Origin of the sequence: Microbacterium psychrotolerans, from assembly GCF_031085295.1 — a bacterium.
Classification (GTDB): domain Bacteria; phylum Actinomycetota; class Actinomycetes; order Actinomycetales; family Microbacteriaceae; genus Microbacterium; species Microbacterium psychrotolerans.
On sequence record NZ_JAVFWO010000004.1, the window covers coordinates 286,367 to 307,697 of the forward strand.

Annotated in this window: 16 protein-coding genes; 5 read left to right on the plus strand and 11 right to left on the minus strand. The window is 71.3% G+C overall.

From position 1 onward, the window contains the following. Positions 1–36 precede the first annotated feature (36 nt). Entirely contained in the window at positions 37–1,866 is a 1,830-nt protein-coding gene (locus Q9R08_RS14360; protein WP_308868784.1) for a D-apionate lactonase family protein, read from the plus strand. 65 nt (positions 1,867–1,931) lie between these two features. On the opposite strand, the gene Q9R08_RS14365 is transcribed toward Q9R08_RS14360, so the two are convergent. Genes Q9R08_RS14365 through Q9R08_RS14375 form a run of 3 tightly spaced genes read right to left on the minus strand, consistent with a single transcriptional unit; the run spans position 1,932 to position 4,449 of the window. Then, a complete protein-coding gene (locus Q9R08_RS14365) occupies positions 1,932–3,128 on the minus strand; it encodes a cytochrome P450 (protein ID WP_308868785.1) in 1,197 nt (398 codons plus the stop codon). After that, positions 3,125–4,255: an NAD(P)/FAD-dependent oxidoreductase gene (locus Q9R08_RS14370; protein ID WP_308868786.1), complete on the minus strand. Its 1,131-nt coding sequence runs from the start codon at positions 4,253–4,255 to the stop codon at positions 3,125–3,127. Before Q9R08_RS14370 ends, Q9R08_RS14365 begins: the two co-directional genes overlap by 4 nt. Then, positions 4,252–4,449, minus strand: a complete 198-nt coding sequence (locus Q9R08_RS14375; protein ID WP_308868787.1) for a ferredoxin — start codon at positions 4,447–4,449, stop codon at positions 4,252–4,254. The genes Q9R08_RS14370 and Q9R08_RS14375 overlap by 4 nt, the downstream gene beginning before the upstream one ends. A 73-nt stretch (positions 4,450–4,522) precedes the next feature. Between Q9R08_RS14375 and Q9R08_RS14380 the strand changes: the two genes are divergently transcribed. Further along, positions 4,523–5,392, plus strand: coding sequence for a helix-turn-helix transcriptional regulator (locus Q9R08_RS14380; RefSeq protein ID WP_308868789.1), 870 nt, complete (start codon positions 4,523–4,525; stop codon positions 5,390–5,392). Between the two features lie 40 nt (positions 5,393–5,432). On the opposite strand, the gene Q9R08_RS14390 is transcribed toward Q9R08_RS14380, so the two are convergent. Genes Q9R08_RS14390 through Q9R08_RS14405 form a run of 4 tightly spaced genes read right to left on the minus strand, consistent with a single transcriptional unit; the run spans position 5,433 to position 11,079 of the window. Then, positions 5,433–7,598 carry a beta-galactosidase gene (locus Q9R08_RS14390; protein ID WP_470365359.1) on the minus strand — a complete coding sequence of 722 codons (2,166 nt, stop codon included), beginning with the start codon at positions 7,596–7,598 and terminating at the stop codon, positions 5,433–5,435. Positions 7,599–7,600: 2 nt separating this feature from the next. After that, the gene (locus Q9R08_RS14395; RefSeq protein ID WP_308868790.1) at positions 7,601–9,130 is read right to left on the minus strand and encodes an apiosidase-like domain-containing protein; all 1,530 of its coding nucleotides are present in this window, start codon (positions 9,128–9,130) and stop codon (positions 7,601–7,603) included. Between the two features lie 43 nt (positions 9,131–9,173). Continuing rightward, positions 9,174–10,247, minus strand: coding sequence for a LacI family DNA-binding transcriptional regulator (locus Q9R08_RS14400; protein ID WP_308868791.1), 1,074 nt, complete (start codon positions 10,245–10,247; stop codon positions 9,174–9,176). 1 nt (position 10,248) lies between these two features. After that, positions 10,249–11,079, minus strand: a complete 831-nt coding sequence (locus Q9R08_RS14405) for an NAD-dependent epimerase/dehydratase family protein (protein WP_308868792.1) — start codon at positions 11,077–11,079, stop codon at positions 10,249–10,251. A gap of 147 nt (positions 11,080–11,226) precedes the next feature. Here Q9R08_RS14405 and Q9R08_RS14410 point away from each other — a divergent pair, with 147 nt between their 5' ends. Both Q9R08_RS14410 and Q9R08_RS14415 read left to right on the plus strand, forming a co-directional pair. Beyond that, entirely contained in the window at positions 11,227–13,839 is a 2,613-nt protein-coding gene (locus tag Q9R08_RS14410) for a family 78 glycoside hydrolase catalytic domain (RefSeq protein WP_308868793.1), read from the plus strand. A gap of 260 nt (positions 13,840–14,099) precedes the next feature. Continuing rightward, on the plus strand, positions 14,100–15,077 hold the full coding sequence (locus Q9R08_RS14415; protein ID WP_308868794.1) for a sugar-binding transcriptional regulator: 978 nt from the start codon (positions 14,100–14,102) through the stop codon (positions 15,075–15,077). A 123-nt stretch (positions 15,078–15,200) separates the two neighbouring features. Here Q9R08_RS14415 and Q9R08_RS14420 read toward each other — a convergent pair whose 3' ends face one another. The 4 genes from Q9R08_RS14420 to Q9R08_RS14435 form a co-directional block, all read right to left on the minus strand. Further along, complete coding sequence (locus tag Q9R08_RS14420; RefSeq protein WP_308868795.1) at positions 15,201–15,863, minus strand: aspartate/glutamate racemase family protein; 663 nt, start codon at positions 15,861–15,863, stop codon at positions 15,201–15,203. A gap of 21 nt (positions 15,864–15,884) precedes the next feature. Next, on the minus strand, positions 15,885–16,799 hold the full coding sequence (locus Q9R08_RS14425; protein WP_308868796.1) for a carbohydrate ABC transporter permease: 915 nt from the start codon (positions 16,797–16,799) through the stop codon (positions 15,885–15,887). A 2-nt stretch (positions 16,800–16,801) separates the two neighbouring features. Next, positions 16,802–17,683 carry a carbohydrate ABC transporter permease gene (locus tag Q9R08_RS14430; RefSeq protein WP_308868797.1) on the minus strand — a complete coding sequence of 294 codons (882 nt, stop codon included), beginning with the start codon at positions 17,681–17,683 and terminating at the stop codon, positions 16,802–16,804. A gap of 65 nt (positions 17,684–17,748) precedes the next feature. Continuing rightward, positions 17,749–19,167: an ABC transporter substrate-binding protein gene (locus Q9R08_RS14435; RefSeq protein ID WP_308868798.1), complete on the minus strand. Its 1,419-nt coding sequence runs from the start codon at positions 19,165–19,167 to the stop codon at positions 17,749–17,751. 168 nt (positions 19,168–19,335) lie between these two features. Between Q9R08_RS14435 and Q9R08_RS14440 the strand changes: the two genes are divergently transcribed. After that, positions 19,336–21,327, plus strand: coding sequence for a glycoside hydrolase family 127 protein (locus tag Q9R08_RS14440; RefSeq protein ID WP_308868799.1), 1,992 nt, complete (start codon positions 19,336–19,338; stop codon positions 21,325–21,327). The last annotated feature ends 4 nt before the right edge of the window (positions 21,328–21,331 follow it).

Consider the following 21,331-nt stretch of genomic DNA (forward strand, 5'->3'; position numbering starts at 1 on the left):
CAGCGGCAGCCCGCGGCGAGGACGAGGATGGAGCGCATGAGCGACGTGTGGGGCGGAGGGCCGGGGAACCGGTGGCAGAGCGGAGCGTGGTCGCTCGAGCTGCGCGACGACGAATTCGCCGACATCGCGTACGACGGGCACGTCGTGCTGCGGTCGGTGCGCGCCGTCGTGCGCGACCGCAACTGGGACACGGCGGGCCTGGTGGTCGACCGCGTCGCCGCATCCGACCTCGCACTGACGCTGCACGTGCACTCGGCGGGCCTCGGCGCGGACCTGAGCGGCATCGTCCGCGCCGAGGTGCGGGGGCCCGGGCGCCTGCGCGTGCTCACCGACCTCGAGTCGCGGACGGAGTTCGCGACCAACCGCACCGGCCTGGTCGTGCTGCACCCGCCCGCGCTGGCCGGTGCGGCCGTCCGCGTCCGGCACTCCGACGGAACGGTCGTCCACTCCCAGTTCCCCGAGCGCATCAGCCCGCACCAGCCCGCGCTCGACATCGCCGGACTCTCGTGGTCGCGCGGGGGTCTCGAGGTGGACGTGCGCTTCACCGGCGACGTCTTCGAGATGGAGGACCAGCGCAACTGGACGGATGCCTCGTACAAGACGTACAGCCGCCCGCTCGCCCTGCCCTTCCCGTACACGCTCGCCGCCGGCGAACGGGTCGTGCAGACGATCGACATCGCCGTGTCGGGCACTCCCACGACCGCTGATCCCGATCCCGTGGCCCGCATCCGGCTCGAGGAGGGGCCGCCGCTCCCGGCGATCGGCGTCTCGGCCTCGACCGCGCCCGACCCGGCCCCGGCGGACCGGTGGCCGGCGGATGGTGGCGCCTGGCCGGCGACGGTGCTCGTCGAGCTCGACCTCGCGACCCGCAACTGGCGCGCAGCCCTCGATCGCGCCGCCGGCCGTGATCGCGCCGAAAGCAGCCCCGGGTCGCCGGGTGAGAGCGACCGAGACGAAGCGGCGCCGCGCCCGCTCGATGTGCGCTTCGTGCTCGACGAGTCCGACCCCGCGAGCATCGACGAAGCCGTGCACGCGCTCCGGGGCCTCCCGGTCGCGCGCGTCACCGCTTTCCGGCCCACCGGCCCGGCGCGCCATGTCTCCGATCTCGACGCGATCGCCCGGCTGCGCCACGCGCTGACCGAGGCGGGACTCGACATCGCTGTGGTCGGCGGAGTGCGCTCGCACTTCACCGAGCTCAACCGCGAGCACCATCGCCTGCCGCGCGGGCTCGCCGGCATCGTGTTCAGCAGCACGCCGCTGTTCCACAGCCTCAGCACCGCGCAGCTGGTCGAGTCGCTGCCGATGCAGCGCATCGTCGCGACGCAGGGCGTGCGCATCGCCGCGGGCATCCCGGTGCACATCGGCCCGATCTCGCTGCGTCCGCACTTCAACGACGTGGCGACGACTCCCCCGCCGATGCCCGAGCACGACGACCTGCGCGACGGCTACGGCTCGGCACTGCTCGACGCGGTCGACCCGCGGCAGTCGGCACCGCAGCTCGCTGCCTGGACCATCGCCAGCGCCGCCGCCCTCGCCGTGCCCGGCGTCGCCACGCTCGCCTACTTCGAGGAATGGGGGCCGCGCGGCGTCCGCACGGCCGACGGCACCCCGCTTCCCGCGCTCGCCGCAGTCTCGGCTCTCGCCGCGATGGCCGGTGCGCCGGGTCTGCGCGGCGACTCCCCCGACGGTCTCGTGTGGGCGCTCGGCGCCCGCACCGCCGACGGCGGGAGCGACAGCGGCGCCGGCGCGCGTGACACCGTACTCCTCGCGAATCTGGACGATCGCGCGCGACAGGTCGAGGTGACCCTTCCGGGTGGCGAGACCCGCACCGCCGAGGTGCCGCCGGGGTCGTTCCTGCCGCTCTGACGCCGCCGCGCCCCCACTCGCCGCCGCCGCACGCACGGGCGTCACCGCGTCCCGTTGACGCCCGCTCAGGGAGCGGCGGCACTCCACGCGACCTCGACGGCGCCGGCTTCGTATGTCGCGACGGGATGTGCGAACGGCAGCGGGGAGAGCTGCTCGGCATGCACCAGACGGATGCCGGGAGCCGCGGCGAGCAGCTGTCCGACGGCCTCGCGGATCTCGAGGCGCGCGAGCTGCTGGCCGACGCAGCCGTGCGGCCCGTGCCCGAACCCGAGATGACCGAACGCGTCGCGGGTGACGTCGAACATGTCGGGATCCTCGTACTGCCGCTCATCGTGATTCGCGGCGACGGGAGAGACGGCGACGGTCGTGCCGGCGGCGATGGCGACGCCGTGCAGCTCGAGGTCCTCCCGCGCCGTCCGCGGGAACAGCGTGACGAACATCGCGCCCACCCGCATGAACTCCTCGATCGCTCCCGAGAGGGCCGCGGGATCGTCCCGCAGGATGGCGAGCTGGTCGGGATGGGTGAGCAGAGCCACCATCGCCGTGGCGATGAGGTACGCCACCGAATCGCGGCCCGAGGTCATCAGGACCAGCAGGATCCCTTCGACCTCGGCACGCGTCCACTCGCCCTGCAGCAGGTGGGTGACCACGTCGTCGCCGGGTGCGTCCTCCCTCCCGGCGAGGAGGTCGCGGATGTAGTCGAACTTCTCCTGAGTCGTCGACGTTCCGGTCACGAAGAGCTCGCCGAACCGCGGCGCCAGCGCGTCGGGCACGCCCAGGACGAGGCAGTGCGTGCGCATCGAGATCGGCGTCGCGTAGTGCGCGAACAGGTCAGCGGGCTGGTCACGGGCGAGGAACTCGGCGAGCTGCGAGGTAACGATGGCGGCGACCGCATCCTCACGCGCCCGCACCGCCCGCATCGAGAACTGCGAGATGATCGCCCGTCGCATGCGGAGGTGCTGATCGCCGTCGAGCGCGAGCAGGTTCGAGGCGGCGAGGGCGGCGTGTCCGGCCTCGTCGAGATCGTCGAGGTACGTCCCCTCCTGCGGGTGAGGGAATCGGTGGACCGCGACGGTGAACCGCGGGTCCGCCAGCACATCGCGCGCCAGCGCATGCCGGGTGACGATGAGTCCGTCGGGCCCGTCGGGGTAGCGCAGCGGCGTCGCGGGCGCCTCGTCGCGCCAGGTCGCCAGCGCCGGCGAGGGCGCGAGAGGCGTGCCGTCGGTCGGGAGGCGACGCTCGTGGTACGGGCATCCGGTCATACGAGACTCCCTTCGGCGCGGAGGAGGTCGGCCCGGGCCAGCCGGAATTCGCGCGCCATGTTCCAGCCGACGAGCGCCTCCACGCGCCCCTCGCGCCGGGCAGCGAAGACGAAGCGGTCGCCGTCACCCTCGCCCGCGATCACGTGCAGCTCGGCGTCGGGACGCACCGTGCCGTGGACGAGGATGCGCGTGCCGAAGAGCGTCGTCCAGAAGAACGGCTCGATGGGCGGGGACGCCGCACCGGTGGCGATGGCACGGGCCACCGCCTGCGCCTGCAGGATCGCCGTCTGCTGGTGCTCGGTGCGTCGTGGACGGCCGTCCGACGGATCGGTCCAGGCCGCGACATCGCCGACCGCGTGGATCCCGTCGGCCGCGCGGCCGTTCACATCGCAGACCACCCCGTCGGCGATCTCGAGGCCGGAGCCGCGCAGCCACTCGACGGCGGGGGTGCAGCCGACGGCGCTCACGACGACCGACGCGCCGACGATGGTGCCGTCGGCGAGGCGCACGCCGGCGGCGTCCACAGTGACGACGTGCGCCCAGGTGCGCAGCTCGACGCCGTTCTCGCGCAGCAGGCCGCCGACGCGCTCCGAGAGGGGCGGCCCGAGGCCGCCGAGCGACACCCCCTCGCCGCGGGCGATCAGAGTCACCGCGCATCCCCCTGCGTGCGCCGACGAGGCCACCTCGCAGCCGAGCACCCCCGCGCCGATGATCGCGATCCGGTCGCCCCGCGCGAGCAGGCGGCGCAGGCGGTGCGCGTCCTCGATCGTCCGCAGCGTCTGCGACGCCCGGAACGGCTGCCGCGGCACTGCGCCGGTGGCGATCACCAGCTCGTCGTAGGCGATCCGTTCGCGACCGACCGCCACTTCGCGTCGCCGCGGGTCGAGCCCCGTCGCGCGGCGGCCGAGGCGGAAGGTCGCGTCGAGCCCGCTGAGCTCGGCGCCGCCGCGGATCGGAGCGGCATCCCACTCTCCGGAGAGGACCTGCTTCGACAGGGCCGGGCGACTGTAGGGTGCGTGGCGTTCGGCGCCGAGAAGGGTGATGCGCCCGTCGAACCCCTGGGCACGCAGGCTCTCGGCTGTCGTCAGCCCCGCGACCGAGGCGCCGACGATCAGCACATGCGTCATCGGTCCGCCACGCGGATCGCCCGCGCGGGGCACAGCGATGCCGCCCGCACGGCCGCCGCGATCTCGTCCTGGGCGGTCGGGTCGGGGTCGAGCACGACGACGATGCCGTCATCGTCCTGGTCGAACAGCGTGCCCGCCACGAGCGCGCATTGGCCCGCGCCCACGCAGGCCGTGGTGTCGGCGAAGATCGTCATGAGAGCAATATCCGCCGATTCAACGGCGTATTCCACGTGTATGTTGACGTCATGTCGGAGGATGTTGACGGCCGTGCCTGACTCCCGCGTCCGGGGGCGCCACGCCACGCTCGAACAGCACGGCATCGCGGCCGAGAGGTTCATGGACTTCGTCAGTCCCACTCTCGACCTCCACGGGGTCGACGTCGTCCTGCTCACCTTCGTGCTGCGCGGCACCGGCCGCCACGTCCTCGACGAGACCGAGTACGCGATCACCGGCCCGTCGTTCGCGGTCACCCGCACCGGAGAGCGCCACGGGCTCGTCACCGACGGCGATGCGCTCGAGGTCGTCAACGTCTACCTCGACGTCGACGCGCATCCGATCCTGCCGCTGTCGCCGCCACTGGACCGCGCGCTCGCCGCCCTCCTGCCCCTGGGCGATGCACCCCGCGTGCGGCTCCCCCAGGTCGCGATCGACGATGTGGCCTCGACCCGTGCACTGCTCGAACTGCTGGAACGCGAGACGCTTCGCCCGGGGCCCGGCACGGGCGACAGTGTCGCGGCCCTGCGGCGGGCGCTGCTGGTCGAGTGCGCGCGGGCGATCACGGCCCACGGCTTCCTCCCCGCCCGCAGCAGCCGCAGCCGCACCGACGTCGCCGTCGACGAGGTGCGCGCGCACCTGGATCGCTCCTTCACCGAGAACCAGAGTCTCGCCGACCTGGCGGCACGGGTGCACCTGGAGCGCACCTACCTCTCGCGTGCCTTCGCCGCCTCGACCGGCGAGACGATCTCGGAGTACGTCGCGCGTCTGCGGATCGGCTACGCCGCCACCCTCCTGCGCACGACCGATCGCAGCATCGCGGACATCGCCGCCACCGCGGGCTTCCGCGACCTGTCTCACTTCGGCCGGACGTTCAAGCGCCTGCTCGGCGTCGCCCCCCGCGACTACCGCCGCACTCCGTGACCTCCGCGCGCGAAGGTCCCCGCACCGCGTTCAACCGTCTTCACTGATTCAGGAGGAGGGAGCGCTCACCCCGATGCCGGAGCGCACCTCCCGCCAGACCCGCACATCCCAGGGTGCGAGCGCGACCTCCGTGCCCGCCCGGTGCACGGCGTCGTCGAGGACGGATGCCGCGTCCGCCGCGATCCGCACCGTGCGGGTTTGCGGCGACCAGTTGTGCACCACCCACACGCGACCCCGACCGCCCGTCAGGGAGTGCGCGGTGACCGAGGCCGGCCGCGCCGCGAGGATGGCGGAGGCACCCGGGCGCGCAATCGCCGCGTGCGCATCGCGCCCGGCTCCCCCGGTTCGCGGCATCCGTGATCACGGCAGCCAGCGTGGCACGGTCGAGGAGCGTCCCGACGGTCGTGATCGTGCCCGCGCCGACGCCCCGGCGCGTGACGGCCGCCCATCGGCCGAACAGCGGATGCCGGTACCCGAGGACGACGTCGGCGCCGTCGGGCTCGAGTCCGTCGACCCAGCCGTGCGCGGTGCCGGCGACCACGCCGTCGCGCTCGACCTCGATCGGCTCGGCGAGCGCCGCGAATTCCCGGTAGCCGACGCCGGCCGCCGGTCCGACGATCGCGGGCGCCCGCACGGGTCGCATGCGGCCTTCGTCGTCGCCGTACCCGGTGCGCGGGCCGATCACGAGCCGTCCGCCGAGGCGGGCGTACTCGACGAGCGTGTCGAGGGTCGGATCGGATGCCGCGATGAGCCCCGGCACGACGAGCACCGGGTATAGCCGCACGAGGTCGCCCGCGCCGGGCAGCTGCCGGTCGTTCACGATTCCCACCTGCAGTCCGGCGTCGACCGCCGCGCGTCCGAACGCGCCGACGATCCGCCCGTACGAGCCGCGGTCGGCATCGGTGCCACGCGCGAGCGGCGGCTCGAACGTCATCATCCACTCACTGTCGTGCGCGTACACGAGACCGACGTCGGCGTCGGGTTCGGCATCCGTCAGCCAGGGCGCCGCCGCCGCGAACTGCCGGCCGATCCCGGCGATCTCGGCGTGGATGCGCCCGGGTGCGAGGTCGTGACCGAGGATGCCGCCCCAGTGCACCTCGGCACCCGAGTGCAGCGTGTGCCAGTGCCAGTACGACACGAGCCGGGCCCCGCGCGCGGCGAGCAGCCATGCCGCCTGGGCCAGCTGCCCGTCGTACGGCGGGCGGGTGAGCCACGCGGGGCCGATGGAGGCCGCACCCGTCTCTGTCACGAGGAACGGCCCCTGCCGGGAGGCTCGCATGCGGTCGGCCATGAGCACGAACTGCGGCACGTCGTCGGCGTACCACTGGCCGCCCGCCCCTTCGCGCTCGAGGTCTATCGCGTCCTGGGCGAGGTGGTAGGCGTTGCCGCTGGCGATGTCGAGCCGCGCGGCCACGGCGACGTCGTCCATGGCCGGCCGCTGATAGGCGATGCAGGTCGTGAGGAACGTGTCTTCGGCCACGAGCGGGCGGACGAGGTCGGCCTGCCAGCCGATGAAGTCCGCGGTCAGCTCGGCCTGGAACCGCCGCCAGGCGAGGTCGTAGGCGGGGGTGGTGTTGCCCGACGGCGACCACAGCTCGTCCCACTCGGCGATGCGGTGCGACCAGTACGTCAGCCCCCATGCGCGGTTGAGCATGTCGACATCGCCGTAGCGGTCGGCGACCCAGTCGCGGAAGTGCCCGACGACGTGGTCGTTGTGCATCAGATGCAGGCCGGCCTCGTTGTCGAGCTGCACGCCGATGACCGCCGGATGCCGGCCATGCCGGCCGATGACGGCGCGGATGACGCGTTCCGCGTATCCGCGGAACAGCTCCGACGTGTAGTCCACCTCCTGGCGGCCGCCCCAGGGCACGGTGCTGCCGTCCTTGCGCACGACCGCGAGCTCGGGGTGCGCACGCGCGAGCCACGGCGGCACGGCGTACGTGGGAGTGCCCAGGATCACGTCGATCCCGTGCTCGTGCGCTGCGTCGAGCACGGGCGTCAGCCACTCGAGATCGAATTCGCCGTCACGCGGTTCCCATGTGGACCACACCGATTCGCCGACCCGGATGCACGTGATGCCCGCATCCGTCATCAGTCGAAGGTCGGCCTCGAGCCGCGACGGGTCGGGCAGGTACTCGTTGTAGTACGCCGTCCCCAGGCGCGGTCCGCGGCGCCAGGCCTTCAGGCGATCGGATGCCGCCGCCACGGTCAGCCCGCCACGCGCGTGATGCGCAGCGCCAGCGCCTCGCCGGCGGGCAGCTCGATCGGCGCGGAGGCCCGATCGTAGGCGTCGTTGCGCTGCACGTCGTCGAGAGTGAAGCGCCGGCCGACGGGCGTGATCGTCATGTTCCACGTGTCGATGACGTCGACCTCGAACGTATCGCCCGGCTCGGGCCGCTCACCCGGGAAACCGATCGGCAGCCGGAAGCCCCACGTCTCCGGCGCCGACCGGCCGAGGTACTGCACGTAGAGACGGCGCGGGACGCCGGCGACATGCGCCGGGTCGTCCCACTTGTCGATGGGATCGAGCCCCGCGCCCTCGACCTCTTCGAGGACCCGCCGGAGGAACGCCAGCCGCGCAGGCGATGCGCCCCGGAGCGGGCCACCCTCGACCATGTGGAGGCTCCCTGACGCGGTCACGAAGCTCTCGCCGTGCGAGGCGTAGCATCCGGCCACCGTCGCGACCCAGAACTGGTGCACCAGCTCCTCGGCGCTGAGGTGACCCCACCGGTCGAGGATGTCTCCCTCGTACTTGATCTCGTCGAGGACGACCGGCTTGCCGTACACGTCGCGGTACAGGTTGGCGCGCCCGAAATCCGTCGTGGCGGAGCCGTTCTGGATCGACGCGTGGGTCACCCACGGCTTGTTGTTGTCGTACAGCTCGATCCAGTTGTGGATGGAACGCAGATGGTCGAAGGGGTCGATCTCGGCCAGCAGCGCACCGGTGCGGTCCCACCGCTCGGCCGGGCGCTCGAGCTGATCGAACTCGTTGCAGAGCGACCACCACACGTGCGGGTACGCGGCCAGTCGCGCCACGAGGTAGCGCAGGTAGACGGCGTCCTCCTCCTCGGTGAGCTCGTTGAGACCGAACTGGCCGCGGTCGTAGGCGTTGTAGATGAGCACGTCGGCCTGGATGCCGCGCTCACCGAGCACCTCGACGGCACGGTCGAGGCGCTGGAAGAACTCGGGCACCGGCTTGGTCACGTCCCAGCGGCCGTCTGTCTTCTCGAACGGCATCAGGCTCGGGACGTGCTCGATGTAGCCGCCGCCCTGCGGGAAGACCATGAACCGGAACTTGTTGAAGCCGGCCTCGGCGATCGCATCCACAGTCGACGAGAACAGCGGCTCGTCTTGGTGCAGCCAGTTGTACGCGGTCGCGCCGACCGGTCGGAACGGCGTGCCGTCGGCGTGCGCGAAGTGGAAGCGGTGGGCGACGCGCACCGGCCCGTGCTCGGCGCCGCGCGCCACGTCGACCGTTCCCGTCCTGGCCGACAGCGCGGCATCCGCGCTCTCGGTGGTCCACGACCACTCCCCTTCGAGGTCCGGCGCGAAGCGCACCCGGTAGGTGGTGCCGCCATCCCAGAAGCCGGGCACGACCCGTTCGGCACCCGATGCCCGATGCCGCAGCCGCAGGGTGAGGGGCGTGCGGTCGACCGGGATGAGGTCGGCCCCCTCGAAGGTCAGCTCGATCGGCCGATAGAGCTCGGAGGACTGGGGAGCGCGAGGCTCAGAGGACACGGGGATTCTCCTTCGATGTCGTATCCGTGGGTGATGGGCGAAGTCAGGGAGCGAGCCGGCGAGAGCTCTCGCGCACGATCAGCTCGGGGGCGAAGACGCGCTGAGCGATACCCTCAGGCTGCGCCGGCGCCGTCTCTGCGGACGGGCCGGTCTGGCGCTCGATCGCCTCGAAGAGGAGGTCGACGGCCGCGGCGCCGAAGTCGCCGTGGCGGGCCCGGACGCTCGTGAGCGGGATGAGGGATGCCTCGGCGAACTCGTTGTCGTCGTAGCCGACGAGGGCCACCTCGCCGGGCACCGAGACACCGCCGGCGACCAGCGCCTGCAGCAGGCCCAGAGCCAGCACGTCGTTGGCGGCGAACACGCCGTCGGGGCGGTCGGCAGCAGGGCGGGCGGCCAGAGCGGCGCCCACGGCACGGCCGGCCGCGATCGAGCGCTCCGCGACCTCGATGACCTCCGGGCCGCCGATGTCCGGATGTGCACCTGTGGCCTGCCGCGCGCCGTCGAGCCGGTCGGTCACCTGCTGCACCGGCAGCGGGCCGCCGACGAACGCGAGGCGGCGGCATCCCTGCTCGATGAGGTGCTCGGCCGCCTGACGCCCTCCCGAGACGTCGTCGATCGACACGGACGGCTGCCGTTCGTCGTACGCGCGGCGGCCGACGAGCACCGACGGCGTGCCCCGCTCGCGCATCGCGGCAAGACGGCTCTCGACCGGCTCGAACGACGACACCAGCAGGCCGCGGACCTGCCGCTGCTCGAACGCCTCGAGGTATGCGTCCTCGCGCTCGCGGTCGCCGTGGGAGTGCGCGAAGAAGACGGTCATGCCGAGCCGCTCGGCGCGATACTCGACCTCCTGCGCGATCTCGCTGAAGTGCGGGTTGCTGACGTCGGGTGAGAGGTACCCGATCAGACTGCTCACCCCGAGTCGCAGCTGCCGCCCGGCGCTGCTCGGGACGAACCCCAGCTCGTCGATCGCCTCGGCGATGCGGCGCGCCCGCTCGGCGGAGACGCGATCGGGATGGTTGAGGTACGCCGAGACGGTGCCGACGGCCACACCGGCACGAGCGGCGACCTGCCGGATCCCCGGCCGGGCGCCCTGTCCCATCCCCTGCGGCGACATGTCAGCGCCAGTCGTGCTCGGCCGCGAAGCCGAGTCGTTCGCGGATCCTGCGGGTCGACATCAGCGACTCGAACTCGCCGAAGTCGTCGGCGACCGGGGTGCCCGGGAACCAGCGCGCCGCGACCTCGCGCGACGGCTGCGCGTTGCCCGATCCGGGGGCGGCCACGTTGTACACCTCGAAGCCCGGCTGAGCCGCGGAGAGCGCCAGCGCCACCGCCAGCGCGCCGTCGCGGGCGTCGATCCACGAGCCGACGAGGTCGCGCCGGTAGTCGGGCTCGGCCGCGCGCTGGAACGTCGCGTACTCGTCCTCGGCCACCACGTTGGTGAACCGCAGCGCGGTGATCGAGGTCTCGGGATGCCACCGTGCGAGCTGGGCGGCGATCGCCTCCTCGGCGACCTTGCCGAGCCCGTACGTGTTGTTCGCGCTGGTGTAGGCCTCGTCGACGGGGAGCGACGGCGGTGCCTCCTCGAACGGGAAGCCCATCGCCGTGATGCTGGATGCGAGCACGATCGTGCGGACGCCCGCGCGATGCGCCGCGAACAGCGCGTTGAACGACACGGTGACGTTGTTGTGGAAGGTGGCGGCGTCCGGCACGAGGCCGTTCACCGGGATCGCCGCGAGGTGCACGAGGGCGTCGAGCCCGTCGTGGCGCGCCGTCACCGAGAGGAACGCGTCGAGCGTCTGCCCGAAGTCGGTGAGGTCGACGCGGGTGAAGCCCGGCCCCGGTGTTCCGGCGAGATCGAAGCCCATCACGTCGTGGCCGTCGGCGCGCAGCCGCTCGACCGTGGCCCGCCCGAGCTTGCCTCCGCTGCCGGTGACGCCGATCCGCATCCCGTACCTCTCTGTGCCGTGATCCGTCGTTTCGACTTGAAACGTTTCGAACTGAGTGACACACTCACTGTACACATCAAACCGAAACGTTTCAGTTTCCGTTCGCCGTCGAACTGCGACAGGCGGGCGCCCGGAGAGAGGCCACGGATGTCCGTCACCGTCGACGCACCCCGCATCGAGCACCACCGCGAAGCCCTCGGGATCGGCGAGCGGATGCCGCGCCTCTCGTGGCGGGTCTCCTCCGCGCCGCCCGGCTGGCGGCAGACCGCGTACTCGGTCGAGGTCGAACGCGGCGGCGATGTCACGACGTACGTGGTCGACTCGGCCGAGCAGGTGCTCGTGGACTGGCCGGCCGAACCGCTGCACTCGCGCGAGATCGTCACGGTGCGCATCGCCGTCCGGGGCGCGGACGGCGCGTGGTCGACGGCATCCGGCCCCACCGTCGTGGAAGCCGGCCTGCTCGAGCCGGGCGACTGGGTCGCGCGTCCGGTGGGCTCCTTCCGCAACGAGAACCCGCACTCGGACGAGCGCCGGCCCTCGCTCGTCCGCCGCGCGTTCGAGGTGCGCGACGACATCGTGCGCGCACGCCTCTACGCGACCGCGCACGGGGTCTACGAGGCCGAGCTCAACGGCGAACGCGTCGGCGACGACACGCTCTCGCCCGGCTGGACCGTGTACGGCCGGCGTCTGCGGTACTACACGTACGACGTCACCGGCCTGGTGCGCCCCGGGCACAACGCGCTCGGCGCCTGGCTCGGCGACGGCTGGTACCGGGGGCGGCTCGGCTGGCGGGGCGGCTTCCGCAACGTCTACGGATACGACCAGTCCTTCCTCGGCCAGCTCGAGCTGACCTACGCCGACGGCACTCGCGACGTCGTGGCGACCGACGCGTCCTGGCGCTGTGCGCCCAGCCCCATCCTCCACAGCGGCCTCTACGACGGCGAGGACTACGACGCACGCGAGGAGCAGTCCGGCTGGTCGACCGCGGACTTCGACGATTCCGGCTGGGACGGGGTGCAGGAGCGCCACCGAGACCCCGCCACCCTCGTCGCCCCGACGGCGCCGCCGGTGCGCGCGACCCAGGAGCTGCGGCCGATCGACGTGCTCACCGGCCCGAGCGGCTCACGCATCCTCGACTTCGGGCAGAACCTCGTCGGCCGCGTGCGCATCCGGGTCTCGGGCGACGCCGGCACCACGGTGACGCTGCGCACCGCCGAGGTGATGCAGGACGGCGAGATCTACACCCGACCGCTCCGCGCGGCCCGCTCGACCGACAACTACACGCTCGCCGGCCGCGACGTCGAGGAATGGGAGCCGCGCTTCACCTTCCACGGCTTCCGCTACGTCGAGGTGACGGGGTGGCCCGGCGACCTCGACGCCGATGCGGCGGCCGGCGCACTGGTGGCCCGGGTGTACCACACCGACCTCGAGCGCACCGGATGGTTCGAGTCGTCCGACCCCGCCCTCAACCGCCTGCACGAGAACGTCGTGTGGGGCATGCGCGGCAACTTCGTCGACATCCCCACCGACTGCCCGCAGCGCGACGAGCGCATCGGCTGGACAGGCGACATCCAGGTCTTCGGCCCGACCGCCTCGACGCTCTTCGACGTATCGGGCATGCTCTCGGGCTGGCTCCGCGACGTCGCGATCGAGCAGCTGCCGGACGGCACGGTGCCCTGGTACGTGCCGGTCATCCCCGCCGTCGACAAGTGGACGCCGCTGCGTCCGGGCGCCGCGTGGGGCGACGTCGCCACCCTGCTGCCCTGGACGCTCTACGAGCGCTTCGGCGACACCGGGGTGCTGCGCGCGCAGTTCGACAGCGCCCGCCGCTGGGTCGATCTGCTCGAGCGCCTCTCCGGCCTGTCCCGACTGTGGGACACCGGCTTCCAGCTGGGCGACTGGCTCGACCCGGCGGCACCGCCGGACGACCCGGCCGACGCGCTCACCGACCGCTACCTCGTCGCGACGGCCTACTTCGCGAAGTCGGCGCGCACCGTTGCGCGCATGGCGGAGGTGCTGGGACTCGGCGAGGAGCAGGCGCACTACGACGAACTCGCCGACGAGGTCGTGGCCGCCTTCGACGGCGCCTACGTGAACGACGACGGCACCATGACCAGCGACGCGCAGACCGCGTACGCCCTCGGCCTGCGGTTCGACCTCATCACCGATCCACGGAAGCGGGATGCCGCGGCCGCACGGCTCGCCCAGCTCGTGCACGAGGCGGGCAACCGCATCGCGACCGGCTTCGTGGGGACGCCGCTGGTCTCGGACGCCCTGAGCGCCGGCGGGCAGGTTTCGACCGCCTACGACCTCATCCTCGAGCGCGAGTGCCCGTCGTGGCTCTACCAGGTGGAGCAGGGGGCGACCACAGTCTGGGAGCGGTGGGACTCATTGCTGCCCGACGGGACCGTCAATCCCGGCCAGATGACCTCGTTCAACCACTACGCGCTGGGCGCCGTCGCCGACTGGATGCACCGCGTCATCGGCGGTCTCGTGCCCGACGCCCCCGGCTACCGGCGCATCCGGTTCGCCCCGCGCCCCGGCGGCGGGCTGAGCTCCGCGTCGGCACGCCAGCTCACCGCCTACGGCGAGGCGGCGATCTCGTGGCGCATCGCCGACGGACGGCTCCACGTCAAGGTCACGGTGCCGGTCGGCGCCGAGGCCGTGCTCGACCTCGAGGGCTCTCCCGAGGAGACGCTCAGCCCCGGCAGGCACACCCGTGTCGTCGACGTACCGGTCGAGGTCGGCGCGGCGGTCTGACCGCGGGCGCGGACGGGCACGCCTGACCGCTGAGGGGCCTGTGGATTGCGGATGCCGCGCGCCGCGGCATCCGCGATCCGCATCGTTCGCGCGCCGGGAACCGCGTCGGTGAGCGCGACCCAGGCCTGCAGTCATGCGCGCGTCCGGGCGCCGATCAGGCGTTTCGCCGGAACTCGGGCTGGCTTCACAGGCTCGGAGTGAATATCCTTTCGTTAGCGAATCCGAATACACACCTCGGATCGTCACGATCGGAGACCGCCGTGCCCCTGACGCCCTACACCCGGCCCGCAGACGGCCAGGTGCGCCTGCTCACGAAGGTCGCGCGCATGTACCACGAGCGCGGCGTGCGCCAGGCCGACATCGCGGCCGCGCTCAATATCTCACAGGCGAAGGTCTCGCGTCTGCTCAAGCGCGCGGAATCCGTCGGCATCGTGCGGACGATCGTCACGGTCGCGCCGGGGGTCTACGCCGAGCTGGAAGAGCAGCTCGAGGAGAAGTACGGGCTGGCCGAGGCCGTCGTGGTCGACGTCGACCACGACGCCGACGAGGGCGAGCTGCTCGCGTCGCTCGGGGCCGGAGCGGCCGCTTATCTGGAGGCCACGCTCTCGGGAAGCGACCGGATCGGCGTCTCGTCGTGGAGCCAGACGATCCTCGCGATGGTCGACCGCATGCGTCCCTTCACCGTGCGGGGGGCTACGGAGGTGGTGCAGCTGCTCGGCGGCGTCGGCGCCCCCGAGGCGCAGAGCCACTCCAACCGCATCCTCGGCGAGCTGGCGCGCACGCTCGGCGCCGAACCGGTCTACGTGCAGGCGCCGGGGGTCGTCGGCGACCCGGCGATCCGCGACAGTCTGCTGCAGGATCCTTCGATGCAGGAGGTCGCGCGCCACTGGAACGACCTCACGATGGCGATCATGGGCATCGGCAGCATCGAGCCGTCCGATGTGCTGGCGACCAGCGGCAACGCGTTCGCCGCCGAGGAGCGCCGCGACCTGCTCGATCAGGGCGCCGTCGGCGACATCTGCCACCGCATCTTCCGCGCCGACGGCTCGCTCGTGCGGGGCGCCGTCGACGACCGCATCATCGCGATCACCGTCGAGAACCTGCGCCGCATCCCGCGTCGCGTCGGCATCGCCGGCGGGGACCGCAAGCTCGAGGCGATCCACGGCGCGCTCGCCGGCGACTGGGTCACGACGCTCGTGACCGACCTCCGCTCGGCCGAGGCCCTCGCCGCGCGCTGACCCGCCCCGGCTGCCGTGAGCGCGCTCTCGCTGCCGAACCAGGGGATTCCCGCCCAGACCCGGGGCGACGCCCCTGGTCTCGTGCCGGATCCCCTGTTTCGCGGCTGACGCGGGCGGAGCCGCTCAGTCCGAGAGGAGCGAGGCGGCGAGGCGCTCGACGCCCAGCCGCGGGCTGGTGAGCACCGGAACGTCGACAGAGACCGCGTCGGCGGCGGTGGCCATGGACGCCTGGGCGAGCACGACGACATCGGTCTCGGCCGCGCCCCGCTCGATGGCTGCCGCGACGAGGCGGTCGTGCGTGGCGCGGTCGCCGCTCGCGACCGCAGCGAAGGCGCCTTCGATGACCTCGCTCGAGAACTCCGGGTCCACGCCGGCGAGCGCGGCGCGCTCCCGCAGCAGCCCCAGCGTCGGCCGGCAGGTGGTCGGCAGCGTGGCGAGCACGCGGATGCGGCGTCCGGCCCGCACCGCGGCGTCCGCCATCGCCTCGTCGACGCGCAGCACCGGCACCCCGGCCGCAGCGGCAGCGGGGGCGGCGAGTTCCGAGATCGAGGAGCACGTGAACATGACGGCATCCGCTCCCCCGGCCGCGGCGGCGCGGACGAGGTCCTCGACGCGGGCCGGCACCGAGCTCGCGCGCTCCTCGTCGCCGAGGTCGGCGACGATGCGGTCGTCGAGGTAGTTCACGATGGTCGCGTCCGGCAGGAACTCGGTGGCCAGCGCTCCGAACGGGGCGATGTTGACCGCTCCGGTGTGCAGGAACGCGATGCGGGGTGCGGACGAGGTCATGTGAACGAGCCTTCCAGCTTCTCAGCCCTTGAGGGCGCCGCCGGCCATGCCGGCCATGATCTTCTTGTTGAGCGTCAGGAACAGGATCAGCAGCACGACGATGTTGATGCTCACGGCCGCGAAGAGCGGTCCGTACTGCGTCGAGCCGTACTCGTCGCTCAGGCTCAGCAGGCCCACCTGGATGGTCGCCAGGTCGGGCCGCGTCGTGAAGGTCAGCGCGATGAGCAGGTCGTTCCAGACGCTGAAGAACTGCACCAGCGCGATCGTGATGATCGAGTTCTTCATCATCGGGATGCCGATCACGAAGAACGATCGCAGCGGCCCCGAGCCGTCGACGGTCGCCGCCTCGAAGATCTCGCGCGGCACCGACCGGAAGTAGGTCGCCATCAGGAACGTCGTCAAAGGCAGGCCCATGACGGTGTACGTGATGATGAGCGGCCACAGCGTGTCGGTGATGCCGATGCGGAAGTAGGTGATGAACAACGGCACGAGGATCATCTGGCCGGGCACCATGATGCCGGCGAGGATGTACAGCAGGACCCCGTTGCGGCCCTTCCAGATCATCACCTCGAGGGCGTAGCCCGCGGCGACGCCGATGAAGACGATGAGCAGCACCGACGGGATCGTCACCATCACGCTGTTGAGCCAGTTGCGGGCCACGTTGCCGTTCGTGAGCGCGGTGACGTAGTTGTCGAAGTTCCACGTCTCGGGCAGCGACAGCGCGGGGTTGGAGAGGAACTCGGACTGCGTCTTGAACGAGCCGAGCACCATCCAGACCTGCGGATAGAGCACCACGACCATGAGAACCGCGACGAGGATCCACACCGGCAGCCGGCGCAGGGCCTTCACAAGGCCGCGCCGCGCACGGCTCGGGCCGGGCTTGTGGACCGTGGGGGTGGCGACCGTGTAGGCGGTATCAGTCTGGGTCAGAGTCATTGTCAGACCTCCGCCTTGCGGCGCGACGATCGGAAGATCGCCAGGGTGAACACGAGGCAGAGCGCGGTGAGGATCACGGCGATCGTGGAGCCGTAGCCGTACTCGGCGTACTCGAACGCCGTGCGGTACATGTACAGCGTCATCGGCGCGGTCGAGGTGCCGGGCCCGCCGCCGTTGAGGGCGAGCAGGCTGTCGAAGACCTTGAGGGTGGCGTTGAGGCTGAAGATGATCGACGACAGCAGGATGGGCAGCGACAGCGGCACCACGATGTGGCGGACGAGCTTAAGGCCGTTGGCTCCGTCGAGCCGGGCCGACTCGATGACCTCTTCGGGGATGTCGAGCAGCCCGGCGTAGAGAAGGACGGCGTAGAAGCCCATCGAGCTCCACAGCGTCATGGCGATGGCCGTGGTCATCGTTCCGACGGTCGACGCCAGCACCTCGACGCTCTCACCGCCGAAGAAGTTGATGATGTCGTTGATCGGGCCCTGGTTGTCGCCGACGGCGACGAAGCTGCGGAACAGCATGGCCACCGCCACGGTCGGCAGCACCGTGGGGAAGAACACGAGCGTCCGCACCAGAGTCGAGCCCTTGCGGAGGACGAAGACGTAGAGGAGGGCCAGCGCGTAGCCCAGAGCGACCTGCAGGGCGGTGGCGACGATCGCGAAGAAGACGCTCACCCACATCGACTGGAGCGCGGCCGGGTCGGTGAAGAAGGTGGTGAAGTTCTGCAGCCCCACCCAGTCGAAGCCGCGGAGCGAGTTGCCCTCGAAGAACGAGAGGCCGAGGGACCAGCCCACCGGCACGACCTTCAGGAGCGTGTACAGCAAGAGGGCCGGTGCCAGCAGGATGAAGATCGTCTTCCGATCTCCGAAGATCGAGTTCATCTGCGAACTGCTTTCTGTCGTGGACCGGCTCCCCGAGCGACCGCCCGGGGAGCCGGTGCGGGGTCTCAGCCGTTGGCGTCGATGCTCGCCTGCAGCTGGGCCATGTAATCCTCGGCGGTCATCTGGCCGGTCGTGAGCAGCGTCACGTTGGTCGACGCCAGCGAGTTGCTCTTCGAGTCCATCAGCGCCTCGAACCACAGTACGGTCTCGTCGATGCCCGCGATCCGCTCCTGGATCTCGGCGGTGTTCTCCGAGATGTCGGTGACGTCGCCGTTGACCTTGAAGCCCGAGATGACGCCGGCATCCTGCAGCGCCTGCTGGCCGTAGTTCTCGGCGATGCAGCTCACCCAGTCGACGACCTTCGGGCCGAACTGCTCGGCGTTGATGATCATCGGAGCGCCCGCGTTCGCCGCATACTGGTCGATCGAGCCCTCGCCGCCGTCGACCTCGGGGAATGGCATGAAGCCGACGTTCTCGCCGCCGATCTCATTGCGCTCGGGGTCGTTGATCGCGCTCAGCAGCCACGAGCCGTCGTACGTCATCGCGGCCTGGCCGGTGAGGAACATGTTCGACGAGGTGTCGCCGTCGCGGGTCGAGAAGCCCTCGCCGAAGTAGCCGGCCTCGGCGAAGTCGGCGAGCGCCTGCGCGCCGGCGACGTACTCGGGGTCGGTGAGCTTCGCGTCGCCGTCGCGGACGGCGGCCATCGCGTCGGGCCCGACGTTGCGGAAGATGTACATGCCCATGATGCGGGTGAGCGGCCAGCCGTTGGCGCCCGCCTCGGTCATCGGGACGACACCGGCGCCGGCCAGCGTGTCGGCGGCGTCGACCAGGTCGTCCCAGGTCTGCGGCTCTTCGATGCCGTTGTCGGCGAGGATCTCCTTGTTGTAGAAGATCCCCTCGATGTTGTACTGGTACGGCATGGAGTACATGCCGCCGTAGACCTGTTCGACGGTGGAGGCCGCGGCCGGCAGCACGTTGTCCCACGTGCCGGCGTCTTCGAGGGCGGCCTTCAGGTCGCCGACGAGGCCGGCCGCGTTGAGGTCGCCGTCGGGACGGATGAGCGCCGTGCCGGCGATCGTGTGTGTGGGCAACGCGCCCTGGCTGGCCAGCAGCGTGACCTTCTGCACCGTGTCGGCCTGTGCGACCTTCTGGTGCTCCAGCGGCAGCGCCTCGTTCTCGGCCTCGCACGCACCCTCGGATAGCGCGGTGAGCTGCTCCTCGAGCACGGGGTTCTCGTTCGCCGTCATCACGGTGAACGTTTCGGGATCGGTGCCGCCGGCGCCGGAGCCGCCCTCCGAGGAGCCGTTGTCGGTGTCGGCGCTGCCGCCGGCGCAGGCGGCCAGCGGCAGCACCGCGGCCAGTGCGATCCCCAGCGCCGCGATGCGGCGGCGGTTGCTGCGTGTGTTCATAGCGTCCTCCTTGACGACGACCATGCGGGTGAAAGGTACGAGCACGACAGTAGGCACGATTTCGATGTGTGTCAACAGTCAGTACTGAAATTCTATTCACTTTGACACGATTCAAGGGTTAGACTGCATTTCCATGCAGTGTTGCGAGAACTTTCAACGCTGCCTAATCTGACCTGCACCCCACCTGGCTTGCCGCGATGCAGCAGCGAGCACGAGACTGAACGCCACTCGGAAGGAACAGCCATGACCGCCACGACCGCGACCCGGGCTCACGCCCGGCTGCGACCCCTCGGCGCCGACAGTGCGCGCTGGGCGAGCGGCTTCTGGGGAGACATCCACGATCGCACGCGCGACGTGACGATCCCCCAGATCTGGTCCTCGCTGAGCGACCCCGCGATCAGCGCGGGCCTCACGAACTTCCGCATCGCGGCCGGCCTCGAGAGCGGCGAGCACGCCGGTCCGCCGTTCATGGACGGCGACTTCTACAAGTGGCTCGAAGCCGCCATCGCCCGCCTCGAGACCGATCCCGACCCTGAGCTCGCCGCGCGCATCGAGCAGATCGCGGAGTTGATCGCCTCGGTGCAGCGCGACGACGGGTACCTGCACACGCCGACGATCATCTCGAGCCGCAACCATGAGGACGCGATCGCCCTCGCCGACCGCTTCGACTTCGAGACCTACAACCTCGGCCACCTGATCACCGCGGGCGTGCGCCACTACGAGGTGACCGGGTCGACCACCCTCCTCGATGCCGCGCGCAAGGCCGCCGGCTTCCTGGAAGACCTCGCGACGAACAAGCCGCTGGAGCTCGCCCGCAGCGCCATCTGCCCGTCCCATTACATGGCGGTCATCGACCTCTACCGTGCGACCGGCGACGAGCAGTACCTGCGTCTGTCAGAGGCGTTCATCCGGGTGCGCGACGACTTCGAGGGCGGCGACGACAACCAGGATCGCCTCCCGGTGCGCGAGCAGACCGTCGTCGCGGGCCACGCCGTGCGTGCCAACTACCTGTACGCCGGCCTTGCCGACCTCATCGCCGAGAACGGCGACCAGGAGCTGGAGGCGGTGCTCGAGCGGCTGTGGCACGACGTCGTGGACACCAAGCTCTACATCACCGGCGGCGCCGGAGCGCTGTATGACGGAGCATCGCCCGACGGCTCCCCGTGGCAGGACCAGATCAGCCGCGTGCACCAGGCCTACGGCCGCTCGTACCAGCTGCCGCACACCACCGCGCACAACGAGTCGTGCGCGAACATCGGCCTCATCCTGTGGAGCGAGCGGATGCTGTCGCTCACGGGCGACGCCAAGTACGCCGACGTCATCGAGCAGGTCGCGTTCAACAGCCTGCTCTCGAGCATCAGCCTCGCCGGATCGGAGTACTTCTACACCAACCCGCTGCGTCAGGTGCGCGACCTGCCCTTCCCGCTGCGCCGCCCGGGCGATACCGCCCTCCACCCGACACCGCCGCCCCCGCCGTCCGACGAGCGGCTGCGCGAGCCGTACCTCAGCTGCTTCTGCTGCCCGCCGAACATCGCGCGCACCCTGGCCCGCTTCCACGAGCGCGCGGCATCCGTCGGCGAGGAGGGACTGTACGTCCACCTGTACGGCGGCAGTGCGCTCGACGTCACGAACGAGGACGGCGGCCGGCTCGCCCTGCGTGAGGACAGCGACTACCCCTGGAGCGAGAGGATCGCCTTCACCGTCACGGATGCCGCGGGCCGCGGCATCCCGCTGCACCTGCGCATTCCGGGCTGGTCGTCCGGCGCCACGCTGACCGTCAACGGCCAGCCGGTGGCGGTGAGCGAGCCCGGCACGTACACCCGCATCGACCGTGCGTGGCAGCAGGGCGACCTCATCGAGCTGACGCTGCCGATGCCCGTCCGGGTGCTCCGCGCCCACCGCCTGGCCGAGGAGGCCACCAACCAGGTCGCGGTGCGCCGCGGACCGGTCGTCTACTGCGTCGAGAGCGCGGATCTGCCCGACGGCGTCGTGCTCGAACAGGTCGCTCTCCGCCGGGGCGCGCGCTTCACGCCGGCCGAGACGGAGGTCGCCGGCCACCGCGTCATGGCCCTCGGGACCGAGGCGGTCGTGCTGCCCGGCACCGCCGAGGCCGCGCTCTACGACGACGTCGCCGACGCCGATCTCACCACCGCGCCCGTGCGGCTCGTCCCTTACTTCGCATGGGGCAACCGCGGGGCCGGCGAGATGTCGGTCTGGCTCCCCCTGGTGTGGTGACGCG

What these genes read in the sequence shown, in the direction of transcription:
- Q9R08_RS14420 (WP_308868795.1), bottom strand. Translation starts at nt 15,863, where the DNA reads ATGACCTCGTCCGCACCCCGCATCGCGTTCCTGCACACCGGAGCGGTC.
- Q9R08_RS14410 (WP_308868793.1), top strand. Translation starts at nt 11,227, where the DNA reads ATGTCCGTCACCGTCGACGCACCCCGCATCGAGCACCACCGCGAAGCC.
- Q9R08_RS14440 (WP_308868799.1), top strand. Translation starts at nt 19,336, where the DNA reads ATGACCGCCACGACCGCGACCCGGGCTCACGCCCGGCTGCGACCCCTC.
- Q9R08_RS14405 (WP_308868792.1), bottom strand. Translation starts at nt 11,079, where the DNA reads ATGCGGATCGGCGTCACCGGCAGCGGAGGCAAGCTCGGGCGGGCCACG.
- Q9R08_RS14425 (WP_308868796.1), bottom strand. Translation starts at nt 16,799, where the DNA reads ATGACTCTGACCCAGACTGATACCGCCTACACGGTCGCCACCCCCACG.
- Q9R08_RS14400 (WP_308868791.1), bottom strand. Translation starts at nt 10,247, where the DNA reads ATGTCGCCGCAGGGGATGGGACAGGGCGCCCGGCCGGGGATCCGGCAG.
- Q9R08_RS14375 (WP_308868787.1), bottom strand. Translation starts at nt 4,449, where the DNA reads ATGACGATCTTCGCCGACACCACGGCCTGCGTGGGCGCGGGCCAATGC.
- Q9R08_RS14370 (WP_308868786.1), bottom strand. Translation starts at nt 4,255, where the DNA reads ATGACGCATGTGCTGATCGTCGGCGCCTCGGTCGCGGGGCTGACGACA.
- Q9R08_RS14365 (WP_308868785.1), bottom strand. Translation starts at nt 3,128, where the DNA reads ATGACCGGATGCCCGTACCACGAGCGTCGCCTCCCGACCGACGGCACG.
- Q9R08_RS14360 (WP_308868784.1), top strand. Translation starts at nt 37, where the DNA reads ATGAGCGACGTGTGGGGCGGAGGGCCGGGGAACCGGTGGCAGAGCGGA.
- Q9R08_RS14430 (WP_308868797.1), bottom strand. Translation starts at nt 17,683, where the DNA reads ATGAACTCGATCTTCGGAGATCGGAAGACGATCTTCATCCTGCTGGCA.